Below are 26999 nucleotides of genomic sequence, written 5' to 3'. Positions count from 1 at the left end.
TCTATTAATTTATTTTGGAGCGTAAGTAAGCGTGAATAAATGAATCAATTTCACCATCTACGACAGCATGAACATTTCCGCTTTCTTCATTTGTACGGTGATCTTTTACCATAGAATATGGGTGGAATACATATGAACGAATTTGACTTCCCCAGCCAATTTCCTTTTGTTCTCCACGGATTTCCGCAAGTTGCGCTTCTTGTTCCTCAATTTTTAATTGATATAACTTAGATTTTAATAGTTTCATAGCTTGCTCACGGTTTTTAATTTGTGAACGTTCGGTTTGACAAGTAACAACGCTGTTCGTTGGTAAATGGGTAATACGAACAGCTGAGTCTGTCGTATTAATATGCTGACCACCTGCACCAGTTGCACGATATGTGTCTATTTTTAAATCTTCTGTTCGAATGTCAATTTGGATTTCATCGTTGAATTCCGGCATAACTTCACAAGATACGAATGATGTATGGCGGCGACCAGAAGAATCGAAAGGCGAAATACGCACAAGACGATGTACCCCTTTTTCAGCTTTTAAATAGCCATAAGCATTATGACCTTTAATTAGCAGTGTTACCGATTTAATACCAGCTTCATCCCCTGGTAAGTAGTCAATTGTTTCGACTTTAAAGCCGCGTTTATCTGCCCATCGTTGGTACATACGAAGTAAGATAGAACCCCAGTCTTGGGACTCTGTTCCACCAGCACCTGGATGCAACTCTAAAATGGCATTATGCTTGTCATATTCTTCACTCAATAGTAATTGCAATTCAAATTCCCCTAGTTCAGAACTAAATTCTTTCAGTTCTGAACCAAGTTCTTCTTGTAATTCTTCGTCTGGCTCTTCTTTAATTAGCTCCAGAGTCATTTCTAAGTTTTCTTGTGTGGATACAAGTCCGTTATATTGTTCTACAATTCCTTTTAATCCGTTTAACTCATTAATTACTTTTTGTGCACCTTGTGCATCATCCCAAAAGTCAGGAAAAGTCATTAATTCCTCTAATTCTTGAATACGAACCTCTTTGTTTTCTAAGTCAAAGAGACCCCCTAAAGTCTTTTAACTTTCCAGCTGTTCGGTCTAATTCATTTCTTACTACTGAGATTTCTATCATGCTATTTGTTCCTCCGACTTTCTCATTTATTGCACGGCACCGTGACAATTTTTAAATTTTTCTCCGCTTCCACAAGGACATAGATCATTTCGACCAACAGAAGCTTGTTTGCGTACAGGCTTTTTCTTCACAGGCGCGCCATCTTCTTTTGGATTTACCGCTTGGCCTTTTGCTACTTCTTCACGTTCCAGATTGTTTCGAATTTCTGCTTTCATCGCATATTTCGCAACATCTTCTTGGATGGAATCAACCATCGCTTCGAACATAGCAAATCCTTCACTTTGATATTCACGAAGAGGATCTGTTTGACCATAAGCACGTAAGTGAATACCTTGACGGAGTTGATCCATCGCATCAATATGATCAATCCATTTAGAATCGATAGAGCGAAGTAATACAACTTTCTCGAATTCACGCATGCGTTCAGAAGTCATTTCTTCTTCTTTTGCATCATAGAAACGGATGACTTCTTCTTTAATTTTCTCGGTCATTTCTTCCGGAGATAGATCCGCTAAAAGTCCTTGCGTAATAATGCCCTCTGGCAATAAATTCGCTTGTACGTAGTCTTCTATCCCTTTCAAACTCCAGTCTGCTTTATTCTCAGAGCTTGTATGGGATGCTACCAAACTTTCAATGGCACCGAATAGCATGGATTCCACTAGCCCACGCATGTTTTCTGTTTCTAATACTTCATTACGTTCTTTATAAATAATTTCACGTTGTTGACGTAAAACATCATCATATTGTAATAAACGTTTACGTGAATCGAAGTTATTTCCTTCTACACGTTTTTGTGCTGATTCTACTGCACGAGAAACCATTTTCGACTGAATTGGCTGAGAATCGTCCATACCAAGTTTGGACATCATATTACGCATATTATCCGATCCAAAGCGACGCATTAATTCATCTTCCATTGAAAGATAGAACTGGGTAATCCCTGCATCTCCTTGACGACCAGAACGTCCACGTAACTGATTGTCTATACGACGTGACTCATGTCGTTCCGTACCAATTACCGCTAACCCTCCAGCTTCTAAAACACCTTCACCTAGTTTAATATCGGTACCACGACCAGCCATGTTTGTCGCAATGGTAACAGAACCAAGATGACCCGCAGTTGCAATTATTTCTGCCTCATGCTCATGGTTTTTCGCATTTAATACATTATGCTTAATACCATGTTTTGTTAACAGCTTGGAAATGATTTCAGATGTTTCAATTGCAACTGTACCAATTAATACGGGTTGACCTTTTTTGTGTCGCTCTGCAATATCAGCAGCAACAGCTTCAAATTTTCCAATCATCGATGCATAAATTAAATCCGCACGGTCATCTCTCATAATTGGACGGTTCGTTGGTATAGCAATAACGTTCATATTGTAAATATTGCGGAATTCCTCTTCTTCCGTTTTCGCGGTACCAGTCATTCCGGATAGTTTATCGTACATACGGAAAAAGTTTTGGAACGTGATCGTAGCCATCGTCATGGACTCGTTTTGAATTTCCAAGCCTTCTTTCGCTTCAATCGCTTGATGTAATCCATCACTATAACGGCGGCCCTTCATAAGACGACCTGTAAATGAGTCTACAATAACAACTTCGCCATCTTGCACTACATAGTCCACATCTATATGCATGGATACATGAGCTTTTAAGGATTGGTTGACAGCGTGATTTAAACGTACATGTGTTAAATCAAATAAGTTCTCGATACCAAAAGCTTTTTCTACTTTTTCTACACCCGTATCTGTTAACGTAACACCCTTTGTAGATTCTTCGTACGAATAGTCTTCTTCTTTAGTTAATGTTCTTACAAAAGCATTGGCCTGTTTATACAAAGCTGCTGCCTTATTTGCTTGTCCTGAAATTATTAAAGGCGTTCTCGCTTCATCAATTAAAATAGAATCGACTTCATCAATAACTGCATAGTGAAGCGGACGTTGTACTTTATCTTCTTTGTACAACACCATGTTGTCTCGTAAATAATCAAACCCAAGCTCATTATTTGTCGAATACGTAATATCCGCCGCATAAGCTTCGCGTTTTTCTTCTTTAGATAATGAATTTAAATTTAATCCAACGGACAATCCTAAGAAGTTATACAGTTGTCCCATTTCTGCAGCATCACGAGCAGACAAATATTCATTTACCGTCACGACATGTGCGCCAAGGCCAGGAATTGCATTTAAATACATAGACATGGTAGAAGTTAGCGTTTTCCCTTCCCCTGTCTTCATCTCTGCTATATTCCCTTCATGTAGAGCAGCTGCTCCCATAACTTGTACCCGGAATGGATACATGCCAAGTACACGTTTTGCTGCTTCACGAGCTACAGCAAATGCTTCAGGTAATAACTGATCTAAAGTTTCTCCATTCGCATAACGGCTGCGGAATTCATCGGTTTTCGCACGTAATGCATCATCCGACTTAGCTTCCATTTCGCTAGCTAATGCTTCTACTTGATTGACCTTTTTTTCTAATCGTTTTAATTCACGTTTGTTTAAATCGAATACTTTATTGAGTACACCAAGCATCTATTTTCACTTCCCATTTAGTCTTACTCTCCATTTTACCATTCGTTACAAAGTCACGCAAATAAGGTAGTGCACAATGTAAAAAAACTCTCCTCTTGCATAGAGGAGAGTTCGTATTATCAAAATAATATCTAACGGATGAAACACACGAGTAATTGTAGCAACCTAAGTTCTCCGTTAAAGGCGTTAGAGCAACTTTTTGGAGGCTGCATATGACTGCACTAGCAGTACATCTTTAGGCTTAAAAAACAAAATGAAAGCTTTCGCTTAAGATTAGTTTAGTTCGTTTCAATTAACCCGTATTTACCGTCACTTCGTTTGTAAACAATATTAGTACCATTCGAATCAGCATCTGTAAAGATGAAGAAATTATGGCCTAACATGTTCATTTGTAGAACAGCTTCTTCTTGATCCATTGGCTTTAGATCAAATTGTTTTGTACGGACAATATTAAATTCTTCCTCATCCGATTGCATAACAGGCGCATCAGGTCCTTCGATTGTTACAAAGTAAGAAGGTAAGCCTTCTCGCTCACGGGATTTTCGATTTACTCTTGTTTTATATTTGCGAATTTGACGCTCCAGCTTATCTATAATTAAATCAACTGCCGCATACATATCTGCGTGACGTTCTTCAGCACGCAATGTAAGATTTTTCATTGGAATTGTCACTTCAACTTTTGTTTGTCTGTCATTGTACACTTTTAAATTGACGTTAGCTGTAGCTTGTATTTCTTCGTTGAAGTAGCGATCCACTTTATCGATTTTTCCTTCGACGTATTCTCGAATTGCAGGAGTCACCTCAATGTTTTCTCCACGAATGTTAAAGTTTAGCATGTAAACTCCTCCTTTGATTTAACTCTATATATATATTTCAACATCCTATCTGAAATATCCTTCTTTAGATAAAAATTTATTTATTTTTTTGTCGAACTTTGACAAATTATTGTTTTTTTATTTCCATTTCTTTTCTTCGACGACTTTTAAGTTCACTAATGATTAATTGTTCGCTTTCAGTGTCCCCTAATAAGCGAACACCATACTCAAAACCACTGAATTTTCCTTTGGACCAAATAAATTCACCAATCATTGTAAGAGGTGCTTCATCTAAATTAAAATTTATTTCTATTTGTTTTAATTTATCAATAGAGATAAAAAGTTCTGAGTATATTTTCAATCCATTCGGACTAATATCAATTATTTTACATGTCCCCTTATTGGATATTTCCTGTGGAGATGTTTCACTAGCATTTTTTATTAATCGAAAAGTTGCTTCACACGGTTCTCCGAAGGTATAGCGGAAATATTCATTACGTTTGTACTGCATGTCTTTCCCTCCCTGCATCCACACAAAGAAGCTGTGTCGACTTTCCTCCATTATGACTATGGACTTATTATTTTTCAATATTTTTATAATTGAAAAACTGTACAAAAAATTTTGTTAGAATAAGGCTTTGTTAAATTAGGCTTTTGTTTTTTACAAAATATTTTGTGACAAAAATCCGCGAGACTCCTGCGGAAAAACGGGCTGCCAAGACACCGCAACGAGCTTGTAAGTGAGGAGGCTTGGCAGTTCGTCCGCGGAAAGCGAGCGGATTTTTGGCAGGTTACAACAAGATCATTTAACAGTGCCACGAATAAAAAAATGTTCCATCGTTAATTATACGATAGAACATTTTGTTATATGTTTTATTTGTTCACTGCAACTGTAACATCAGCAACTCGTTTAGCTCCAATATAACGATCACCCCAATAGTATGGGTCATTTAATTTATCAATTTTAACACCTTTTGAAGAGGAAGAATGGATAAACTTGCCCTCCCCTATATATATACCAACGTGTGAGACACCTTTACCTGTCGTGTTAAAGAATACTAGATCTCCGGATGTTAAATCATCTCGGTCGATTTTTGTTCCCGAGGCATGCATACCTGACGATGTTCTGGGAAGATTAATACCTAAATCATCGAACACATATCCTACAAATCCAGAGCAATCAAATCCTGCTGTAGTTGTACCGCCACCACGATATTTTGTTCCTACTAAATTTTTAGCAGTTGCAACTAATTCGTTTGAATTAACAGAGCTTGATGCTTCTGCATTTCCTACGAATGATGCCGTAGCTAATAGAATAGTTAATACAAATATAGTAATGACTTTTTGCGACATAGATTTAGTATTCATGTTGTTCCCCCAAGCAAACAAGTTTTCTGATAATTAACTAAATTCATCTTACCACGATTTAAACGTTTTTAACTTTACAGTTGTGTAACAATTATGTTACAAAGAACGTCTAATAAAGCTATAAAATTCCAACCTCAAATATTGCATAAGCCTCTATATATCAAGGTTTACGCAATAAAAACAAGCCCAAAAAGTCAATAAAATGACTTTTAAGGCTTTTGTTACATTATGAAACGTGATGTCGATGTTTCCAAATTGTTCGCTTGTTCGCTCACATTAGTGACTAGTTTAGACAAAGATTCAATCGTTCGGACATTCACAGAAAGTAATTGTACGGTTTGTTCCATATGTGCTGTATTTTCGTCAATAGATCTAGTCAATTCAAATATTAGCTTTTCTGATTCATTCTTTTCATGCTCAATTGTAAGGATAGACTCTGCCATATGATCGTTTTGATTTTTGGATTCATGAATAAAGGAAACAATAGCGTCCAATTTTTCATGCAGTAATTGAAACGTATTGGCACTATTTTTAGAAGTGGACAGACCCTCAGCAAACACTTTCTCCATATCATTCCCTTGAAGTGTAATAGAGTTAGAAATTTCGCGAATGGTATTTGCAGTTAAGGAAACCTCGTCTGCCAACTTTTTCACTTCTGCTGCAACAACTGCAAAGCCTTTTCCATGTTCGCCAGATCGAGCCGCTTCAATTCCAGCATTTAAAGCAAGCAAGTTGGTTTGTTTCGAAATAGATTGGACGATGGTCGTCATTCTGGCAATTTCTTCTGTTCGCTCTTGTAACAAAAGTCGTTCTTTATCCGCTGATTTAAATAAAGTCCGTAGTCGAGCTGCTTCCAATGCTGCAATTTTCATAGCATCTGCACTTTCATCTGCAATTTTAACAGCACTTGTCGCATGATTATTTAAAGTTAATGCTTTTTCTGTCACTTCTCCAAAGGTACCTGAAAACTCCTCTAGAAAAGTTCGTATACCTATGGAAGCTTCTCTTTGCTCCATCATACTGGCACTAGATTCATTTATTGCCAGTTGCACAGTGTTTGTGTCAGCAACTGTATTGGTCGAGTATTGTTTTAATAATGTACTATCTTCATTTAATCTCTCTGCTGTTTCCTTAATCATTTGTACCATGCTTGTTAAACTAGTTTTCATTTCATTCATAGCTTGCGAGACTTCCCCAATTTCGTCCTTTGTCGAAATAGGGATAGGATTAACTATTAAATTCCCTTTTGATATTTCTTTCGCTGAAGCTGCGACGATAGAAAGCTGACCTTTAATTTGACGATTCGTTACTAATAACAAAGTAATTGAAAATAGCCCGGAGATTAAAAAGGCTATAGTGACAGTTACAATTGTTTGTTGCTGACTTTTGTTCATTTCTTCAATTATAAGTTGTCGATTAACAGACTCATCTTTTCTTGTTGCATCCAGCATAGCCGTTAACATATTATATTTCTCATTAATAGACTGAAGCTGTCTACGCTTTGCGACATTCTCTTTATTTACCACAGAGTCTTTTAAATTATTTTCATATGTTGTTTGAATGCCATTTAATGTTTTCTGAAAGGTATCCCATTCAACATGAGCCATACGTTGAGTAGCAGTAGTAACTAGTTGATTCAAACTGTCTTTTTTCATTTCATATTCTTTGTCGTATTCTTCTAACGGATCACCTGCAAAATGTGATATGGCTATGTATAAACTTGCAACTTCTGCTCGCATAATATCTGCACTTTCGACATTTTCTGAAGATATCTCTAATTTGTCCGAAAGCCGTTGATTCTGAATTACTTGCACAATTAATAAAATCGTCATAATACCAAATAAGATAAAAGAACTAAAAGTTGTTATTAAATACTTCATTCGCAGTGGAATACTAGACCATTTTTTCATAGGTATTGAGACCTCCTAAAAGGAAATATAGCATATGAAACAAGAGGAAAGAATGGATTTTCAGAAACTTTACATGAACTTTACAATTACAAATCAGAAAATTCAATGTAATATGAAACTATCACATAATTGAAAGGAAGTTAAAAATGAATTTAGGACTTCAAAATAAACGTGTCATTGTGACTGCCTCAAGCAAGGGTCTAGGAAAAGCAACAGCTCTCCAATTTGCTATGGAAGGCGCAAAAATCCTCCTATCGAGTCGAAATGAGGAAGAACTGAAAACAACCGCTGAAGAAATAAAAGCAGTGAGCAACAATCAAGAAGTCTATTATGTAGTATGCGATGTTACTAAGGAAGACGACATTAATCGTCTATTTGAGACAGCAAGCGCGTTACTAGGTGGTGTCGATATTTTAGTAAATAACGCTGGCGGGCCTAGTCCTGGAGGCTTTTCACAGGTAACAGACGAAGATTGGTACACCGCATTCGAGAAAAATCTATTAAGCTATATTCGTACGATTCGTTTAGCACTCCCTTACATGAAAGAACAAAATTTTGGGAGAATCGTCAACATTTCCTCTTCTTCTACAAAAGAAGTAATAGATGGCCTTATTTTGTCGAATACATTCCGTTTAGGGATGGTTGGACTTTCAAAAAGTATTGCTCGCGAGTATGCAGTTAATAACATACTAATAAATACTGTCGGACCAGGTCGAATTCAGACGGATCGTATTACAGAGCTTGATCAAATTGCAGCTGTAAAGAAAAACGTGTCGATTAACGAAATTCAAGCTGGAAATAAGCAAATGATTCCAGCTGGACGTTATGGTGAGCCTGCTGAATTTGCGAATATTATTGCATTTTTGTGCTCGGAAGCTAACACGTATATGACTGGCCAAAACTTAGTAGTCGATGGCGGTATGTTGAAGGCCTTATAATAGAGGGAGAAGACTGGGAACTTTGGGTTTCCAGTTTTTTTGATGCCGATTTTGCGAATTGATCTTGGTTTGGGGAAGTAAGTCTCGGTTGAGGAGAAGTTGGTCTCGGTTTGGGTGAAATTGGTCTCGAATTTGGCGATTTGGTCTCGGTTTGGGTGAAATTGGTCTCGAATTTGGCGATTTGGTCTCGGTTTGGTGGAATTGGTCTCGTTTAGACATTATTTGTAAATTTTAATACAAAAAATGACTCCGATTGCTCGGAGTCATTTCATTTATTTTACGATTAATTTGATTTTATTTTGAGATGGATCTTTTGTGATGTAGATACCATTTTCTTCTACTACAGATGCATTGTTTGTTTTCAGGTTTTCGAGTGCAGTATTTAGTACTTCATTGTTTGGATATACTAAATTAAATGCTTCAAGACCCAAAGAGTTTTCCCCAGCTGGTTTTGCTCCTACTCCAGCCCATGTGTTCAATCCGATATGGTGGTGATATTTACCCGTTGCCATGAATAAAGCACCTGGATATGGAGTGACAACTTCAAATCCTAATAAATTATAAAATTTCTCTGTAGCTGCTAAATCAGCAACTTGTAAATGAATATGTCCCATTACAGTTCCTTCTGGTAAGCCAACCCATTTAGTACTTGCACCTTCTGCCAAAATGCTTTGTGCATCGATTTGAAGCGTATCCATTGCAACAAACTCACCATTCCATTTCCATTCTGTATCTGGACGGTCACTATAAATTTCGATGCCGTTCCCATCTGGATCATTTAAATATAATGCTTCACTTACTAAATGATCTCCTGCTCCAACGCGCGCATTAATTTCGATGAAATGCTTTAATACAGCACCTAAATCTGCACGACTTGGTAATAGAAGTGCAAAGTGGTACAAGCCTGTTGTGTTTTGTGGCTTAGTCTTACCATTTGCTGGTTGCTCTAAAGATAATAATGCTGTTTTTCCGTCAGCAGTCAAAAATACTTTGTTGTCTTTCTTTTCAAGTACTTTAAATCCGATTATCTCCTGATAATAGCTAAGAGAACGTTCTAAATCCGATACTTTTAATTCTACTAATTCCACGAAAGTATATGGTTTATTTTGATATTTCATTTATTATTCCTCCAATTTTTTTATCAGTTACTTATAGTAAGTTATTGTATTTTAGTTACCTAATAAAGTCAAGTAACTAATTTGCAAATTAATCTGATGAAATGTCATGAGCAGAGGCATACTTCTATTATTGTACCCATTACGCACAATATAGTACCTGGTACTCGCAATATATAGAGGCATACGCAAGATCGAACCATTTACTCGCAATATAAACTCTGTTACTCGCAATATTGCACTCCTTACACGCAATGTTCTGGCCATTATTCGCAACATTCCCAGTACACACCTGTTCCAATCACTTCATCGCTTATTCTCCACGCAAAATAAACCACTAGCCTTCATCGACTAGTGGTCCATACTTAATTTATTTTGCTAATGGAACTTGGATAGACATTTGTTGGCATTCCGATAGTTTGCCAACGTCGAAATTGCCTCCGCTTACGATAATACCTACGTTTTCGGAGGTGGATGGAATGCGATTATTCAACACTGCTGCTACTGCGGCAGCTCCTGCACCTTCAATAAGTGTTTTTTCTCGTTCGAGCATAAAGATAATTGCCGAAGCAATTTCTTGCTCTGTCACTGTGATGATGTCGTCCACGAAGGAATGAATAATGTTCATCGTCAGCTTTCCTGGGATTTTCACGTTAATGCCTTCCGCAATCGTCTTACCTTGAAATGGAACCAATCCATCGTTCTTTCCTTTATAAGCAATCGCAATCGCCGCTGAGTTAATGGATTGAACGCCAATTACTCGGATATCTGGACGAATGGATTTCACTGCAAGTAAAGTACCCGCAAGAAGTCCTCCTCCACCGGCTGGCACGATAATCGTGTCAATCTCCGGCCGTTGCTGTATCATTTCCATCGCAACGGTTGCCTGGCCTTCGATTACGGCTAAGTCGTCGAATGGATGAATGAATGTTGCTCCTGTACGAAGTTGCTCTTCTCTAGCAGCAACATATGCTTCATCAAAATTCTGTCCAACAAGTTTGACCGTTGCTCCGTAGCCTTTTGTTGCGTTCACTTTAGCAGCAGGTGTCCCGATTGGCATATAAATGGTGACGGGCACATTGCGGGCTTTTCCTGCGTAAGCGACACCTTGTGCGTGGTTCCCTGCAGAAGCCGCGATTAAGCCTTTTGCGCATTCTGCTTCGGTTAGCTGTGAAACTTTATTCATTGCACCTCTAATTTTAAATGAACCCGTTTTTTGCAAGTTCTCCATTTTCAGAAATACTATCTTTCCACAGAGTTCATTAATGGTAGACGACTTTTTACATGGTGTACGATGAACGAACTCCGCTACTTTTTCCGATGCTCGGTATAAACCTACAGTGTCGTATGAATTCCCAACAAAACCATCTCCTAATTCACTAATTTTTTGTAAAGCATATGGGTGATGTCTTTGATTACAGTTTCACTTTTTCTTCGTACGCTTTAATATGTTCTTCGTATTGGAATGTCAGTGAAATCTCATCCCATCCATTAAGAAGCATTTTCTTTTGGTACGGGTCAATGTCGAACGAATAAACTACTCCGTCCTCACCGCTCACTTTTTGTTCCTCTAAATTAACTGCCACATTATATACTTCTTTGCTAAGAATCGCTTCTACTTCTTCTACGGACAATTTAATAGGAAGAATCCCATTTTTCATGCAATTATTATAGAAAATATCTGCGAAACTTGGTGCAATGACTACGCGGAAACCATAGTCTAAAATCGACCAAGGTGCATGCTCACGAGACGATCCACAACCGAAGTTCTCATGTGCTACTAATATAGTAGAATCTTTAAATCGTTCGTCATTTAAGATGAAATCTTTTATTGAATTTCCTTCTGTATCAAAGCGCCAGTGATAAAACAAGTATTTACCGAACCCTGTACGCTCGATTCTTTTCAGAAATTCTTTTGAAATAATTTGGTCAGTATCAACATTTTTTTGATTTAACGGTGTAATGACACTTTTGATTTCATTAATAGGCTCCACGGGTTTTCCTCCTTATGCATTCACTAAATCAATTTCGCCTTGGAGTAATTGCGTTCAGACGCGGCGATCTTAGCCAGAGTTCCTCTAATCAGCAAGAGTTTAAACTCCTGCCAGATAAAGTTGAAATTTGCGAATATCTACAATATGACCTTCAATTGCTGCAGCTGCTGCCATTGCTGGGCTCATAAGATGTGTTCTAGATCCTGCACCTTGACGACCTTCGAAGTTACGGTTGGATGTAGATGCACAATGTTCGCCCGCTGGTACAATATCATCATTCATCGCTAGGCACATACTGCAACCAGATTCGCGCCATTCAAATCCTGCATCAAGGAATACTTTGTCTAAACCTTCTTGTTCTGCTTGTTTTTTCACGGTTTTAGATCCTGGAACGACGATTGCTTTTACATTTGGATGCACTTTGCAACCTTCTACAACGCTTGCAGCTGTTCGTAAATCGCTTAGACGTGCGTTCGTACAAGAACCAATAAATACATTGCTAATTTGAATATCTACTAAAGCCATGCCTTCTTCTAGACCCATATACGCTAGTGCTTTTTCATGCGCTTGTTGATCGCTTGTTTCAGTGAAATCTGAAGTATAAGGAATGTTTTGTGAAACCCCAGAACCCATCGAAGGATTTGTACCCCATGTAACAAACGGTTCGATTTCGTCAGTGGAAATTTCCACTGTTTTATCGTAAGTTGCACCTTCGTCTGACGCTAACGCTAACCAACGAGCTGCTTCTTGTTCAAAATTTACTCCCTTCGGAACATGCTCACGACCTCTTAGGAATTCAACCGTCGTTTCATCTGGACTAATTAAACCAGCACGAGCTCCTGCTTCGATCGACATATTACAAATGGTCATACGCTCTTCCATCGTCAACTTCCGAATAGCTTCTCCCGTATATTCCACAATATATCCGGTTCCCATATCAATACCGAATTTTGAAATGATCGCCAAAATAATATCTTTTGCTGCTACACCGTAACCAAGTTCACCAGTTACTTTGATTTCCATTGTTTTCGGTTTAGCTTGCCATAGCGTTTGAGTGGAAAGAACATGTTCCACTTCACTTGTTCCGATACCAAAAGCGATTGCACCGAACGCACCGTGAGTAGATGTGTGACTATCTCCACACACAATTGTTTTTCCAGGTTGAGTTAGGCCAAGTTCTGGTCCGATTATATGTACAATCCCTTGATCTGGATGGTCCATATTCGCAAGTGGAACACCAAATTCTTCACAGTTTTCTTGAAGCGTGCTGATTTGTTTACGTGCAATCACATCTTTAATCTGTTCTCTATTGCGAGTTGGTACGTTATGGTCCATTGTTGCATAGCAAAGATCCGGACGACGAACCTTACGATTATTTAGTCGTAACCCTTCAAAAGCCTGAGGAGATGTTACTTCATGAAGCAAGTGAAGATCGATATAGAGAAGGTCTGGTTTACCTTCTTCCTCGTATACAATATGTTCATCCCAAATTTTCTCAATAATCGTTTTTGCCATTTAGTCCCTCTCCTTTTGGTTAGACATAAGAAAACATAATGCTATCAGATACAAATTCTGAGTCTAACTCTTCTAATACTTTTGTTGTCCATTCCGTTGTAGATAGAGCTGGTTTTCCTTCTACTTGTAAATCACCTGTGAAATGACCATCATTTAATACATTAAATATCGCCGCTTCTACCGCTGCTGCTTCTGTTTCCAATTGGAAGGCTTCACGTAGCATCATAGCAACCGAAAGAATAGTTGCTGCTGGATTTGCTTTGTTTTGACCTGCAATATCAGGAGCAGAACCGTGGACAGGTTCATATAATCCGAAGCCATCTTCGCGAGTACTTGCAGATGGTAACATTCCTAGTGAACCAGTGATGACAGAAGCTTCATCACTTAAAATATCGCCAAACATATTTTCCGTTACGATAACATCAAATGCACCAGGTTTTGTAATCAATTTCATCGCAGTAGAATCAACAAGCATATGCTCTACTTCTACGTCTGGATAAGCATGTTTTTTCTCTTCTACGATTTCACGCCATAATTTACTTGTGTCTAATACATTCGCTTTATCAACAGAAGCCAGTTTTCCTCTGCGACTTCCCGCAATCTGGAAAGCTGTATCGACAATACGTTCAATTTCAGTTCTCGTATAAATAAGTGTGTCTAATGCATGATCCTTCGTTTTCTCACGTGGTTCGCTGAAATAAAGTCCTCCTGTAAGTTCACGAACGATTACCAAATCCACACTTTCCGCCACTTCCTTTTTAAGAGGAGAAGCCTCTAGTAATGCAGGGATAGCTTTAACAGGACGAATATTTGCATACAGTCCAAAATGTTTACGAATAGTTAGCAACCCTTTTTCTGGGCGTAAATGAGATGGATTTTGATCCCATTTTGGCCCGCCAACTGCGCCTAAGAGAATGGCATCACTTTTACTACACGCGTTTATTGTTTCTTCTGGAAGTGGATTTTCATAAGCATCGATCGCAGCTCCACCAATCAAAGCATATTGCAGATTAAACGTATGATTATATCGTTTTGCAATTGTTTGAAGTACCTTTACAGCAGCATCCGTTACTTCCGGACCAATTCCATCTCCGGGTAATACCGTAATCGTTTTTTCCATCTCATTCACTCCCGTTTAATTATTGATTAACTAGTACTTGTTCCTTATAATGAGCTGTCATTAATTGACGATTAATCGCATTAATATAAGCTCTAGCAGATGCTTTTAAAACATCTTGTGAAGCATTACGACCCGAAGAAGTCACGCCATTGTATGCTAAGTTAATAACAGCCTCTCCTAATGCATCGCGGCCTTTTGATATAGAAGAAACTCGGTAATCTAAAATACGAACTTCGCCTTGTACAAGCTTTTCAAGTGTATTAAAGATAGATTCTACTGCTCCTGAACCAGCACAAGTTTCCACTACACTTTCACCAGATGGTGCTTTTACTGTGATGGTCGATGTTGGTACATTATTTTCATAATGAATGACTAATTCTTCTAGTTCATATACTTCTACCTCTGCACTATTTACTTGCTGATCTGTCAATAAAGCAAATAAATCTTCGTCGGTAATTTCTTTCTTACGATCGGCAAGCTTTTTAAATGCTACAAATGCTGCATTTAATTTTTCCTCACTTAATTGGAAGCCCATTTGTGCTGCACGATCAAAGAATGCATGTCGACCAGAATGTTTTCCAAGGACTAGCTCTGTCACTACATCACCAATTAATTCAGGTGTGATAATTTCATACGTTTCAGGGTTTTTTAACATCCCATCTTGATGAATGCCAGATTCATGTGCGAAAGCATTTTTACCAACCACTGCTTTGTTTGGTTGAATCACAACTCCTGTTAACTTGCTTACAAGCTGACTCGTACGTTTCGTTTCTTTTAACACAATACCGGATTCCGCTTGGTAATAATCATTTCGAATATGAAGGGCTACTGCAATCTCTTCTAATGCTACATTTCCTGCACGCTCACCAATACCATTGATCGTACCCTCTACTTGTCTCGCACCATTTTCAATTGCTGCAAGCGTATTTGCTGTTGCTAATCCTAAGTCATCATGACAGTGAGCAGAAAGTTTCACTTTTTCAATACCCGTCACGTTTTCACCTAAGTATTTGAATAAAGCACCGTATTCAATTGGAGTAGCATAACCCACTGTATCTGGGATATTAATCGTTGTTGCTCCAGCTTTAATCACTTCATTCATAATACGAACGAGAAAATCTTTGTCCGAACGGGTTGCATCCTCTGCTGACCATTGGACGAGTGGGAAATATTTTCGAGCTAGTTTCACCGATTCCACTGCAATTTCAATTACTTGTTCCGGTGTTTTATTTAGCTTATATTGCATATGGATGGGCGATGTTGCGATAAAGGTGTGAAGATGCGGCTGCACCCCACCTTTTAAAGCATCCCAAGAAGTTTCGATATCACTTTTAATTGCACGAGCTAAACCTGTAACAATCGAGTTTTTCACTGTGTCAGCAATTTGTTTGACCGCTTGAAAGTCTCCAGGAGAAGAAGCAGGAAATCCTGCTTCAATTATGGAAACTCCGTACTTTTCAAGCTGACGAGCAATTTCTAGCTTTTCTTGCGTGTTTAGGTTAATTCCTGCAGATTGCTCTCCATCACGAAGCGTTGTGTCGAAAATATCAATTTTGCGCACTCGTCACCACTTCTTTCTTAACTTGTTTTTTCCCTTCATTAATGAATGGCATCATTTCACGAAGTTTTGCACCAACCACTTCGATTTGATGTTCAGATTCTGCTTTTTTGATTGCATTGTATTTTGGACGATCTGTTTCGTTTTCTTTAATCCATTCTCTTGCAAATGTACCGTCTTGAATGTCCGTTAATACGTCTTTCATACGATCTTTTACTGATGAGTCAATAATGCGTGGACCTGAAACGAAATCTCCCCACTCAGCTGTATCCGAGATAGAAGAACGCATTGTCGCCATTCCTCCTTCGTACATTAAGTCAACGATTAGTTTTAATTCGTGTAACGTTTCAAAATATGCAAGTTCTGGTTGGTATCCAGCCTCTACTAAAGTTTCGAAACCAGCTTTTACGATGGCAGTTGTACTACCACAAAGTACTGCTTGTTCTCCGAATAGATCAGTTTCTGTTTCTTCTTTGAAAGTTGTTTCTAGAACACCTGCACGAGCAGCACCGATACCTTTTGCATAAGCTAAAGCTAAATCTTTTGCTTGACCAGTTGCATCTTGGTAAACTGCAAATAAACCTGGTACTCCTGCGCCTGCTTCATATGTTCTACGTACTAAATGTCCAGGACCTTTAGGTGCTACTAAGAATACATCTACGTCTGTTGGAGGAACGATTTGATCGAAATGAATGTTAAATCCGTGTGCAAATACTAATGATTTCCCTGCAGTCAAAGCTGGTTCAATTTCAGCTTCATATACAGCTTTTTGTCTTTCGTCTGGTAATAAAATCATGATAACTTCTGCTTTTTCAGCAGCTTCTTTCACGGAATAAACGTCTAATCCATCTTCTTTAGCTTGATCAAACGATTTACCTGCACGAATACCTACAATTACGTTAAAGCCTGAATCCTTCAAGTTTTGAGCATGAGCGTGACCTTGTGAACCGTATCCGATTACCGCGATTGTTTTTTCTGTTAAGATTCCTTCGTTGATTTCTCCGTTATAATACATTTTAGCCATTGTTATTTCCTCCTCGAATTTGGGTTTTTATATTTTTATAAAATGGATAACTGTGGTGTAATTGCTTTCTGTGTTTCACGAACAAATGCCGTGACACCAGTTCTTGTAAGCTCTTTAATGCCATATGGCTTGAGCAAATCAATAAATGCATCGATTTTTTCAGGATTACCTGCCACTTGGAAAGTAACAACATTTTTACCAGTGTCTATGGTAGCAGCTCGGAAAGGTTCTACAATACTATTGATTTCCGCTCTCACAGCTGGTGGCGACACAACTTTCACGAGCGCCAACTCACGTACGACAATCGATTTTTCGGTAATATCATTTACTTTTAAAACATCTACTTGTTTTTGGAGCTGTTTTAATAGCTGCTCCAGCTTTTGTTCATCCGCAACATTCACGACAAACGTCATTTTAGATATTTGCGTTTGTTCTGTATGCCCTACTGTAATGCTTTCAATATTGAATTGACGCTTCATGAGAAGGCCAGTTACGCGGTTTAATACGCCGCTTTGATTCATCACGGTTACCGTTATGATTCTTTTCATTCTGGCTTCACTCCAATCATTTCGTGTAGTCCTTTACCTGGAGCAACCATTGGATAGACACTTTCTTTTTGAACCACTCGGCAATCAATTAAAACTGGCTCATTCGATGCTAACGCTTCTTTTAATTGCACCTTCGCATCTTCATATGTTTCGATTTTGTAGCCTTTAATATCGTAGGCTTCTGCTAGTTTGACGAAATCTGGCTGTACCGGAATCAATGATTGAGAGAAACGCTCTCCGTGGAATGTTTCTTGCCACTGGCGAACCATTCCAAGTGCTTGATTGTTCAAAATGATTATTTTGACCGGAATACGCATCTCTTGTAATAGAGATAATTCCTGAAGTGTCATTTGGAAACCTGCATCCCCAACGATAGAAACTACTTTAGCTTCTGGTTTTGCAAGCTGTGCACCAATTGCTGCCGGGAAACCAAATCCCATCGTGCCGAGTCCACCAGAAGTTACCCAGTTATGTGGATGATTGAATTTATAATACTGTGCTGTCCACATTTGATGTTGTCCAACGTCAGTAGTCACAACGGCATCTCCATTTGTATACTCGTGCACAAGCTCTAGAACTTGCTGTGGAAGAAGACCTCTTTCTTCACTTGCTTGGTAATGGAATGGATATTGTACCTTCGAAACATATAAACTCTCTAACCAAGCTACTGTGTTTCCATTAGGTACATCCTGTACTAGTAAAGCTTCTAACGCTTCCTTTGCATCTGCCACAATTGGAATTTCAGTTGGAACATTTTTTCCGATTTCTGCAGGATCTATATCGATATGAACTACTTTTGCATTCGGAGCAAAGTAATTTAAATTTCCTGTTAAGCGGTCATCAAATCTAGCTCCAACATTGATTAGTAAGTCACAAGTTTGAATCGCCATATTCGCTGTATACGTACCATGCATTCCTGCCATCCCTAAGAATAGTTCATGATCCCCTTCTATACTTCCGAGTCCTAGAAGTGTGTTTGTGACAGGAATTTGATATTTCTCTGCAAATGCTGCTAATTGATCTGATGCTTTTGCGAATAATACACCTGCACCAGCTAAGATCAATGGTTGTTTGGCAGTAGAAATAGCTTGAGCCGCTTTTTGAATTTGTAAAAAGTTCGGCGTTGTCGTTGGTTGATATCCTGGAAGATTCACTTCCTGATCGATATCAGCTGTTGAAACAAACATGCCTGTTGCCATATTTTTTGGAATATCTACGACGACTGGTCCTGGACGACCTGTGGAAGCAATATGAAAAGCTTCGTTAATAATTCTTGGTAAATCAGCGATATCTTTGATTTGATAATTATGTTTCGTAATTGGTTGCGTAATACCGATAATATCCGCTTCTTGAAAAGCATCCGTTCCAATAACAGTAGTAGCAACTTGCCCCGTTAATACAACCAGTGGAATGGAATCCATCATGGCATCGGCAATTCCTGTTACTAAGTTCGTTGCTCCAGGTCCTGAAGTAGCGATAACCACTCCAACTTTCCCTGAAACTCTTGCATAACCTTCTGCTGCATGAATTGCACCTTGTTCGTGACGGGCTAAGATATGCTTAATTGGATTTTTGTATAATGCATCATAAATCGGTAAAACCGCCCCACCTGGATAACCAAATACTACTTCCACTTGATGCTTTTTCAGTGTTTCGATTAAAACATCCGCTCCGACTAGTTGCTTGGGAGCAGCGGGCATTTCAGTATCTTCATAGGTTTGTTCTGCTTCTTCTACACTCAACTTCATCATAATTTCCTCCTTTTGTTCAAATCGTCCAGTTTTAAAGAAAAGCGACAGGTGCTGAAGTCTAGACAACACCTTGTTTTATAAAAAAAGAAAAGAACTTCTTCCCACACAAAGAAACCATCGTTCTTTTGTATAGGGATGAAATTCTTTTCATGGTACCACCCTAGTTCGCAGCGCAACCGCCACCTCGCAGACAACCGACGAACGCCAGCCATCCATTTATAACGAGAGTAGTCAGTTACTACACCCGGAAGTATCTAATAGGTTTCCCGTTCAACACTTCACTCCGAGGGGATGTCGCTAAAGGTTGTATTGCCGGCTCCCAGCTACACCAGCTCTCTGTAAATACAAATTTCCTTTAACTTTTGCCTCATCATAGATTTAAATATTAATCAAATTCGCCTTGGCGTATTTGTGTCCAGATTTTGCTCCTGCGTAAAGCTCGTCGCAGAAAACAGTGCATCGAACATGTTCGATGAACTCCTTTACAAAATCCGTGACATCCGCCGGGGGCAACTTTATTCAGCTTTGCTGAATAAAGTTAGATTTTCATAACTCCACCAGTGCTTGCAGATGTTACTAACTTCGAATATCTTGCTAAATAACCTTTTTTAATTTTGGGTTCAAAGGGTTGTAAGTTTGCTTTTCTTGCAGCTAATTCTTCATCACTTACGAGTAATTCTATTGTTCTATTAGTTAAATCAATAGCGATAATGTCATCATTTTCTATTAATGCAATCGGTCCACCATCTGCCGCTTCTGGAGAAATATGTCCAATGGAAATCCCTCTAGATGCGCCGGAGAATCGTCCATCTGTAATGAGTGCCACTTTCGTTCCTAAACCGCGACCTTGAATCGCTGATGTCGGAGCAAGCATTTCTGGCATCCCTGGTCCACCCTTTGGCCCTTCGTAGCGAATAACAACTACATGACCTTCTTGAACTGTACCGTTATCAATTGCTTCTTGAGAAGCTTCTTGTGATTCAAACACAATTGCTTTCCCAGTAAACTCTTTAATCGAAGGATCCACAGCACCAACCTTGATTACCCCTCCTTCAGGAGCAATATTCCCGAATAAAACGGACAAACCACCTACAGGACTATATGGGTTTTCTTTTCGGCGTATGACTTGATCATTTTTAATCTCTGACTCTTTTACATTTTCATAGAGCGTCTTACCTGTAATCGTCATACGATCCGGGTGAACAGCTCCTGGAATCTCGCAAAGCTCTTTTATAATGGCACTAACTCCTCCCGCTAGATGTACATCATGCATGGAGTAATCAGATGCTGGCATAATTTTCGATAAATAAGGAATACGTTTTGCCACTTCATTTATTTCTCTAACGTTATAGTCAATTTCCGCTTCATGCGCAATAGCTAATGTGTGAAGTACTGTATTGGTAGAACCTCCCATTGCCATGTCTAACGCAAAAGCATCATCGATTGTTTCTTTCGTAATCAAATCTCTCGGCTTCACATCTTCTTTAATCATACGTACAAGATGTTTAGCAGCTTCTTTAATAAGTTGGTGACGTTCGTCTGACGTCGCAACAATCGTACCGTTACCTGGTAATGTCACACCAAGCATTTCCATTAAAGAGTTCATCGAGTTCGCTGTGAACATTCCTGAACAGGAACCGCATGTAGGACATGCATTTTGTTCAATATCAAGAAGTTGTTCTGCGGACATGTTACCGGATTTATAAGAACCAACACCTTCGAAAACCGAAGTTAGAGAAAGCTGTTTCCCGTCAGCTGATACACCAGCTTCCATCGGTCCACCTGATACGAAAACAGATGGGACATTCGTTCTTACTGCCGCCATTAACATCCCCGGTGTGATTTTGTCACAGTTTGGAATGTAAAACACCCCATCGAACCAGTGTGCGTTAATAACTGTTTCGGCTGAGTCCGCGATAAGCTCACGACTCGGAAGTGAATATCTCATTCCGATGTGACCCATTGCAATTCCATCATCTACACCAATTGTGTTGAATTCGAATGGAATTCCTCCAGCCTCACGAATAGCTTCTTTTACAACCTCTGCAAACTTATTTAAATGCATGTGACCTGGAATAATATCAATATAGGAGTTACAAACACCGATAAACGGTTTATCTAAATCTCTTGTCTTAACCCCTGTAGCATAAAGCAAGCTACGGTGAGGGGCACGATCGACGCCTTTTTTAATCATGTCACTTCTCAATTTTAATCCGCTCCTATACTTACCGCTTTTCTCGCGTTTAGCTTTGAATCTTTGCTATTTTTCGATTGTGAATTTTCGCACAATATTTAATATATTGTTGATATCATAACGCCTATAAAATGCGACGTCAACACCCTTTTCGAAAATTATCAGTTAGTTTTGAATATTCACTTTTGTTGTAATCGCTTACATCTGCGATATATCGCATTTCATACGTAATGAAAATAATTGTGAACTTTTTGTAAAAATTAAATTAATTAACGATTGGATGTAAATGGTTGAAGGGGTTATTTAGATGTAAATTGTAACTCGAGACTTGCTCAGTAAATTCTCAAAATTAGTAGCAGTACCCAATAAATTTTCATTGATTGCGTCTTTCTTATGGGAGAGATATGGGGAGTAGGATGAATCGGAAATTCATCTGCGACTTATTTAAGTGATGTAATCAACTTGGAGCAATTATAAAAGATTTCTCATGCTTGTAGGCAGAGCTTATGACAGAAAGATAGTTAGCAACCAACTTATTGAGCAGTAAAAGAAGGGCTGTCCCTAAAGTCATACATTGACTGAGAGATGGTCCCTTTTCCAATGTATTGATTCCGTTCCAGACGGACGCTTTCCGCGGGCATGGCTTCAGTCTCCTCGTCGCTTTCGCTCCTGCGGGGCCTTCAGCTCATGCACCTGCCGCTTCGCTTTCGGTGCAGAAAACATTTGCTATTCCCGCTGGAGTCGCCGTCTTTCACTACAATCAATTGCCTACAAAAAATAGTAGTTTTAATAAAAAGTATACAAAAAACAGGTGTAGAAAAAGACTCGTTTTTATAAACCTGCTTCAATTTATGGGCTTATTGGACAGTCCCCTTCAACAAGAGTAAGAAAGAATTTATTCTCTCGTTATCCAAAACAACACTAACCAGTTACTAAAGTTGCAGGAAGGCGACGGAAGGACGCTATCAGCGATAATTACTTTTCTTAAGGCCCTTATTTCATGTTCTTGCAACCAGATTAATAACTCTGCTTTCCATGTAGTGTATTGGAGTTTCATATCGTTCAATACACCATGAACACTGGGTTCGTGGAATTCTAATTTCATAAACTTTCTTATCTATCAAAAAAACCCTTTCTCATTTTCGAGAAAGAGTCTTTACCATAAGTTTGGTTTTGCTACCATAAACCAGAGCATCATTAATAATAAGAAAATATATTTCCATACAGAGCGTCGTAATATAAAAATAAGTGCATATGAATCGATTTCGCCTGCATAGAATTGTCTAATCTTTGGCTTAAAGGCTTTTGCAAGAAACACAATGGAACTAATCATCACAACAATCGTCATGACTACCCACGATGTAGACCATGACCAGTTTCCTTGCCACATCAACAGGATTCCGGATGTTACTAATACATGCCCTGCATGCTTTACGATTCGGATCGCAGCTTGAAAAACTTCTATGTGCGAATCCAGCACGTCCCTATTTTTCTCTTTCATTCTATTTAAAACAGGGAAAAGAACAAAGAAAGGTCCAATAGAAAGAATCGCACTTATCACATGTGCAAAAAGAATGAATGTATACATAGCGTCATCACCTAGGTACATTATACGATATTTTTTTCACTAGAATGTGTCCAGTTCAGGAAATTTTAAGAGAAAACATTAGAATCAAAGGTGGGGTTTTGTATTTCACAACATTACTATGATTACTCACAATATAGAAAGCCTTACCTGCAACATTCCGGTGCATACTCGCAATATAAGGCCTTTTCCCTACAATTAACTCTGTCCACCTAAAAATGCCCCTTATTCACAGATCACGAATAGGGGGCGTTAACGATAATGTATTAAATTTTAAAATGACTTACTTCACTTTGTAGTTTTTCTGCTAGATTAGCTAACGATTGTGAGCTAGTTGAGATTTCCTCATTTACAGCTAATTGTTCCTCTGTAGCAGCACTTGTATCGCTTGCACCGGCAGATGCGCTACTTGCTAAAATTTGAACTTGTTGTGCGCTTTCGGTTACAGATTCCGCCATTGCATGAATTTGCTCGATTGCAGCAGAAACGGTTTCCACTTTTAATACTACTTCCCCTACGCTTGATTCGATTTCATTAAATACATGAAGTGACTCCGTTGTTTTTGAAAGACCTTCTTCTACTTTATCTCCACCAACTGTAATTGCTTTAACTGCATCACCCGAAGCTGATTGGATCAGTTGAACCATTGATTCAATTTCAGAAGCAGAGTTTTTCGATTGCTCCGCAAGCTTCCGCACTTCTTCCGCTACAACAGCAAAGCCTTTACCGTATTCCCCTGCTCGAGCTGCTTCAATAGCTGCATTCAGAGCAAGTAAATTGGTTTGTTCGGAGATATCTGTAATAAGTGCAGTTATGGACTGAATGGCATCCGAATGCTTCGCCATATCCTGCATTATTTCTGTCGTTTCTTTAAACGTCGAATGAATCGTATCCATCTGCGTAGCAACATCTGAGACAACAGTTGATCCTTTTGTCACAAGCACTCTTACTCCATCGGTCGCTTGCAGCATTTCTTCATTACTTATCGAAATTTGTCCAACACCTTGCTGTAACTCCATCATTGAATTTACAGAGGTTTCTAAATGGTTCACTTGTTGTTCACTTGCGACCATTTGTCCTTCAGCAGATCTCGCAACCATTTGAGATGAAGCTAGACTTTCCTCCGAGCTTGCAGAAAGTTCCTCTGCATTTGCGGCAAGCTGCATAGATGAATCACGTACACTGGATACAATTCTTTGTAAATCACTCGACATTTTATTAAAGGCTACTGCCATTACACCGACTTCATCTTTATTTTTAATCGTGATAGGATCTACTAATAAGTTACCTTTAGAAATTTCCTCTAAACCAGCAGTAACCTTTTGAATCGGTTTGGAAATACTTTTACTAATGAAATACGCCAAAATAATCCCAACCAAAACTCCTATAATCGATAAGAAAATGACAAACATGGTAGCGTTAGACTCAAAACGAGTTAGCTCTGCTCTCGTTTTATCCATATCATTCTGCAAAAACTGCTCAATCTCTTCTAAGTTTTTCAACATTTCCGCATTGATAGACTTAGACTTGGCTGTGAGTCTATTTATGTTCATCGTGTCTTTTTTCTGTTTTGCAGCTATAATATCATCATTATTAGTAGTAAAAGTTGCACTTTTCCTTTCAAATTCCTCTATCATTTCTAATGTTTCTGCAGAATATAGGTTACTGTGTAGCTCAGTTGTTAAACTATTTGTTTTTTCTTCATATTCCTTCACACTTTTTAGAGAAGCATCCGTGTTAAATAATAAGTAATCAAATAAACTTCGAGTAATATCCTTCTGAGCAATCTCAATTTCATTTACCAGATTCACTTTCACTGCGCGATCATCCAATAAAAATTTATATTCTTTACTGTTGTTAAACATTGTCCCTATCGTGGAAGCAGCAACAACGATTAATAATAATAGAATTGCAGAAAACCCAAACCACATCTTTTTTCCGATCGTCCATTTCATAAAAAAACTCCCTACTCTCTAATTCATACTTACCGTGTAAAAACGTTTAAACGATACAAAATGCTCTTTCCAATAAGAAGAATCTAAACTTGTTATCTCTACTCCTTTAGATCCAGCATGAATAAATTCATTATTACCTAGATAGATTCCCATATGGGAAATACCTTCTTTATATGTATTTTCAAAAAACACCAAATCCCCAACTACTGGACTTGTAACAGTTGCACTTTGTGTAAAATAACTTTCACTACTCTGTCGGGTAATACTTAAACCAGCTTGCGAATGAACAAAATAAATAAACCCGCTGCAATCAAAGCCAGCCATTGAATTCCCTCCATATAAATATGGAATACTTTGCATTCTTGGTGCAATATCTTGAAGTAATACGTAGATAGCTTGTCCACTTACAGACAGTTCTTTCGCTTCGTTAATAAATGTAGGAGGTTTAACAATTTGTTCCGACTTCACTTCACTTGATGGCACTTTTACTTCCGTTTTAGCAGAAGTCCCAGGCTTAACAGTTACTACATTTTGAGGAGCTTGACCAGCTTTTGGTTTTTGTACAATTAATTTTTGTTTCACATAAATACTATCCTTCGTAAGCTTATTCCAGCTTCTAAGATCATTAACGGACACTTTATGTACCTTAGCAATTTTAGTTAAAGAATCCCCTTTTTTCACTTCATATAAAGTGCTTGCACTCGCTGTCGATGCAAATAATAAAAGGATAATGGTAATTAGTAGTACTTTATTCCTCATAATTAAAATCTCCCCCCTATAACTTTTAACTTAATTTTATCACTTATTTTTGATTATCTGAAGACATTTTTTAACAGTTTATTCAAATGAAAATAAATTTCGTATATTTAGTCGAAATATGTGATGATTGCAATTAAATATTATTCATTTTTAATAGAAAGGAAGATTTCACATGCCAAAAATCGAAAACCTCCACATGATCGATATCTGGCATCTCATCGAAACTATATACTCGAACTCATGCCCTTTCCAAAACGAGAACATTCGATATTAATTCCAGCTCTCTCACTTTATAAAGCTCATTACCGGTGATCTAAACAGCACTTCTGCATTCATGATCGGAAAACTAAAGGTATATGGGAGTTTGAGATTGACTTTGAAGTTGGAGGGGCTTTTGTTATGTTTGAGAAGTAGATATTAAAAACGACTTTCGCTATAGCAAAAGTCGTTTTTATCATTTCTTATTATCAAAATACATACCATCTATTGTTTGTGTGACTGCGTAAGGGTTAGTATATGAACTCTCGTGGCGTTTTTTTTGTTGAAGATCTTTAATATCTGCCTTAACCTGGTACATTACTTTGGATAAGCGTTCATTTATCCCTCGATCCAGTTCCAGTAGATTAACATATAAAGGATGATCAGAAAGGACAGTGGAACCTAGAGCTTGAATGGATTCCTCTCGTTCATCCAGTAAAATATTGATTTGATCAATAAATGCTGTGCGCTCTTCATCCAGAGGAATGTTCGCCAAATGGGAATATAGTCTTTCTGAAGTTTGTAAAAATTGCTCGACTTCTGCCATTATGCCTGGCCTCCACTAAACTGCTTCTGACGGTTAACCTGAATGACTTGCTTCCACGTATCTCGGAATTCTGTTACGTAACCCTCTACTTCTTCAATAACTTCCACGGAGTTTTTAATATTAGCCTCAATGAGACGATGATTCATATACTCATACATTTGCATCATAGACTTAGAAATTTCAATATTCATATTCAGCGTCACCATAAGCTCTTGTATAATATTCTGTGACTTCTGCAAATTAATGTTTTTTTCCTGAATATTTTTTTCTGTAATCGCTACTTTCGCTTTACCTAAAAACTTCAGACACCCGTTATAGAGCATTAACGTTAACTCGCCAGGCGAAGCCGTACTCACACTATTATTTTTATAAGCTTGGTGAACCGATTGTGTTGCCAAT

At 38.3% G+C, this 26999-nt stretch carries 23 protein-coding genes; 2 read left to right on the top strand and 21 right to left on the bottom strand.

Translation table 11 applies throughout. The features are described 5' to 3' along the window. Nucleotides 1–4: 4 nt before the first annotated feature. From prfB to MHH81_RS04435, 6 genes are all read right to left on the bottom strand, one after another. Nucleotides 5–1106 (bottom strand): peptide chain release factor 2 gene (prfB, locus tag MHH81_RS04460; RefSeq protein WP_340925115.1). Its coding sequence is split into 2 segments (ribosomal slippage): nt 5–1033 and nt 1035–1106, totalling 1101 coding nucleotides; the frame shifts between segments, so codons are not numbered across the junction. Between the two features lie 29 nt (nt 1107–1135). After that, a complete protein-coding gene (secA, locus tag MHH81_RS04455; protein ID WP_340918366.1) occupies nt 1136–3646 on the bottom strand; it encodes a preprotein translocase subunit SecA in 2511 nt (836 codons plus the stop codon). Nucleotides 3647–3924: 278 nt separating this feature from the next. Then, entirely contained in the window at nt 3925–4482 is a 558-nt protein-coding gene (gene hpf, locus MHH81_RS04450; RefSeq protein WP_340918364.1) for a ribosome hibernation-promoting factor, HPF/YfiA family, read from the bottom strand. 106 nt (nt 4483–4588) lie between these two features. Continuing rightward, on the bottom strand, nt 4589–4972 hold the full coding sequence (locus MHH81_RS04445; protein WP_340918362.1) for a PilZ domain-containing protein: 384 nt from the start codon (nt 4970–4972) through the stop codon (nt 4589–4591). Nucleotides 4973–5334: 362 nt separating this feature from the next. Continuing rightward, nucleotides 5335–5829 (bottom strand): C40 family peptidase, encoded by a 495-nt coding sequence (locus tag MHH81_RS04440; protein ID WP_340918359.1) that lies wholly within the window; start codon nt 5827–5829, stop codon nt 5335–5337. A gap of 221 nt (nt 5830–6050) precedes the next feature. Next, a complete protein-coding gene (locus tag MHH81_RS04435; RefSeq protein ID WP_340918357.1) occupies nt 6051–7739 on the bottom strand; it encodes a methyl-accepting chemotaxis protein in 1689 nt (562 codons plus the stop codon). A gap of 146 nt (nt 7740–7885) precedes the next feature. Here MHH81_RS04435 and MHH81_RS04430 point away from each other — a divergent pair, with 146 nt between their 5' ends. Beyond that, a complete protein-coding gene (locus tag MHH81_RS04430) occupies nt 7886–8677 on the top strand; it encodes an SDR family oxidoreductase (protein WP_340918355.1) in 792 nt (263 codons plus the stop codon). A 272-nt stretch (nt 8678–8949) separates the two neighbouring features. Here MHH81_RS04430 and MHH81_RS04425 read toward each other — a convergent pair whose 3' ends face one another. From MHH81_RS04425 to MHH81_RS04365, 13 genes are all read right to left on the bottom strand, one after another. Beyond that, a complete protein-coding gene (locus tag MHH81_RS04425; RefSeq protein ID WP_340918353.1) occupies nt 8950–9795 on the bottom strand; it encodes a VOC family protein in 846 nt (281 codons plus the stop codon). A gap of 367 nt (nt 9796–10162) precedes the next feature. Further along, nucleotides 10163–11176 carry a threonine/serine dehydratase gene (locus MHH81_RS04420; RefSeq protein WP_340925114.1) on the bottom strand — a complete coding sequence of 338 codons (1014 nt, stop codon included), beginning with the start codon at nt 11174–11176 and terminating at the stop codon, nt 10163–10165. Between the two features lie 31 nt (nt 11177–11207). Continuing rightward, nucleotides 11208–11786 (bottom strand): 3-isopropylmalate dehydratase small subunit, encoded by a 579-nt coding sequence (gene leuD / locus MHH81_RS04415; RefSeq protein WP_340918350.1) that lies wholly within the window; start codon nt 11784–11786, stop codon nt 11208–11210. A 99-nt stretch (nt 11787–11885) separates the two neighbouring features. Continuing rightward, a complete protein-coding gene (gene leuC, locus MHH81_RS04410; protein ID WP_340918348.1) occupies nt 11886–13301 on the bottom strand; it encodes a 3-isopropylmalate dehydratase large subunit in 1416 nt (471 codons plus the stop codon). Nucleotides 13302–13320: 19 nt separating this feature from the next. Then, complete coding sequence (leuB, locus tag MHH81_RS04405) at nt 13321–14421, bottom strand: 3-isopropylmalate dehydrogenase (RefSeq protein ID WP_340918345.1); 1101 nt, start codon at nt 14419–14421, stop codon at nt 13321–13323. Nucleotides 14422–14440: 19 nt separating this feature from the next. Then, nucleotides 14441–15982, bottom strand: coding sequence for a 2-isopropylmalate synthase (locus MHH81_RS04400; protein WP_340918342.1), 1542 nt, complete (start codon nt 15980–15982; stop codon nt 14441–14443). Next, a complete protein-coding gene (gene ilvC, locus MHH81_RS04395; protein WP_340918339.1) occupies nt 15969–17003 on the bottom strand; it encodes a ketol-acid reductoisomerase in 1035 nt (344 codons plus the stop codon). The genes MHH81_RS04400 and ilvC overlap by 14 nt, the downstream gene beginning before the upstream one ends. A gap of 35 nt (nt 17004–17038) precedes the next feature. Next, nucleotides 17039–17551, bottom strand: coding sequence for an acetolactate synthase small subunit (gene ilvN, locus MHH81_RS04390; protein ID WP_340918335.1), 513 nt, complete (start codon nt 17549–17551; stop codon nt 17039–17041). Then, nucleotides 17548–19251, bottom strand: a complete 1704-nt coding sequence (ilvB, locus tag MHH81_RS04385; protein WP_340925112.1) for an acetolactate synthase large subunit — start codon at nt 19249–19251, stop codon at nt 17548–17550. The genes ilvN and ilvB overlap by 4 nt, the downstream gene beginning before the upstream one ends. A 589-nt stretch (nt 19252–19840) precedes the next feature. Further along, nucleotides 19841–21508: a dihydroxy-acid dehydratase gene (ilvD, locus tag MHH81_RS04380; RefSeq protein ID WP_340918332.1), complete on the bottom strand. Its 1668-nt coding sequence runs from the start codon at nt 21506–21508 to the stop codon at nt 19841–19843. Nucleotides 21509–22652: 1144 nt separating this feature from the next. Next, complete coding sequence (locus tag MHH81_RS04375) at nt 22653–23084, bottom strand: hypothetical protein (RefSeq protein WP_340918330.1); 432 nt, start codon at nt 23082–23084, stop codon at nt 22653–22655. 263 nt (nt 23085–23347) lie between these two features. After that, complete coding sequence (locus tag MHH81_RS04370) at nt 23348–25036, bottom strand: methyl-accepting chemotaxis protein (protein WP_340918324.1); 1689 nt, start codon at nt 25034–25036, stop codon at nt 23348–23350. A gap of 18 nt (nt 25037–25054) precedes the next feature. Beyond that, nucleotides 25055–25795, bottom strand: a complete 741-nt coding sequence (locus MHH81_RS04365) for a C40 family peptidase (RefSeq protein WP_340918322.1) — start codon at nt 25793–25795, stop codon at nt 25055–25057. Nucleotides 25796–26087: 292 nt separating this feature from the next. On the opposite strand from MHH81_RS04365, the gene MHH81_RS04360 reads away from it, so the two are divergent. Beyond that, nucleotides 26088–26216: an SCP2 sterol-binding domain-containing protein gene (locus MHH81_RS04360; RefSeq protein ID WP_340925110.1), complete on the top strand. Its 129-nt coding sequence runs from the start codon at nt 26088–26090 to the stop codon at nt 26214–26216. Nucleotides 26217–26249: 33 nt separating this feature from the next. Here the strand turns inward: MHH81_RS04360 and MHH81_RS04355 are convergent, their stop codons facing one another. Together MHH81_RS04355 and fliS are read right to left on the bottom strand one after the other, a co-directional pair. Beyond that, nucleotides 26250–26600, bottom strand: coding sequence for a flagellar protein FliT (locus MHH81_RS04355; RefSeq protein ID WP_340918319.1), 351 nt, complete (start codon nt 26598–26600; stop codon nt 26250–26252). Beyond that, nucleotides 26600–26998: a flagellar export chaperone FliS gene (fliS, locus tag MHH81_RS04350; protein ID WP_340918316.1), complete on the bottom strand. Its 399-nt coding sequence runs from the start codon at nt 26996–26998 to the stop codon at nt 26600–26602. The genes MHH81_RS04355 and fliS overlap by 1 nt, the downstream gene beginning before the upstream one ends. Nucleotide 26999 lies beyond the last annotated feature (1 nt).

The sequence above is a fragment of the Psychrobacillus sp. FSL H8-0484 genome, from assembly GCF_038005325.1.
Taxonomy (GTDB): domain Bacteria; phylum Bacillota; class Bacilli; order Bacillales_A; family Planococcaceae; genus Psychrobacillus.
Note: the sequence above shows the minus strand (reverse complement) of the source record. Positions and strands in the feature narration are given on the sequence as shown.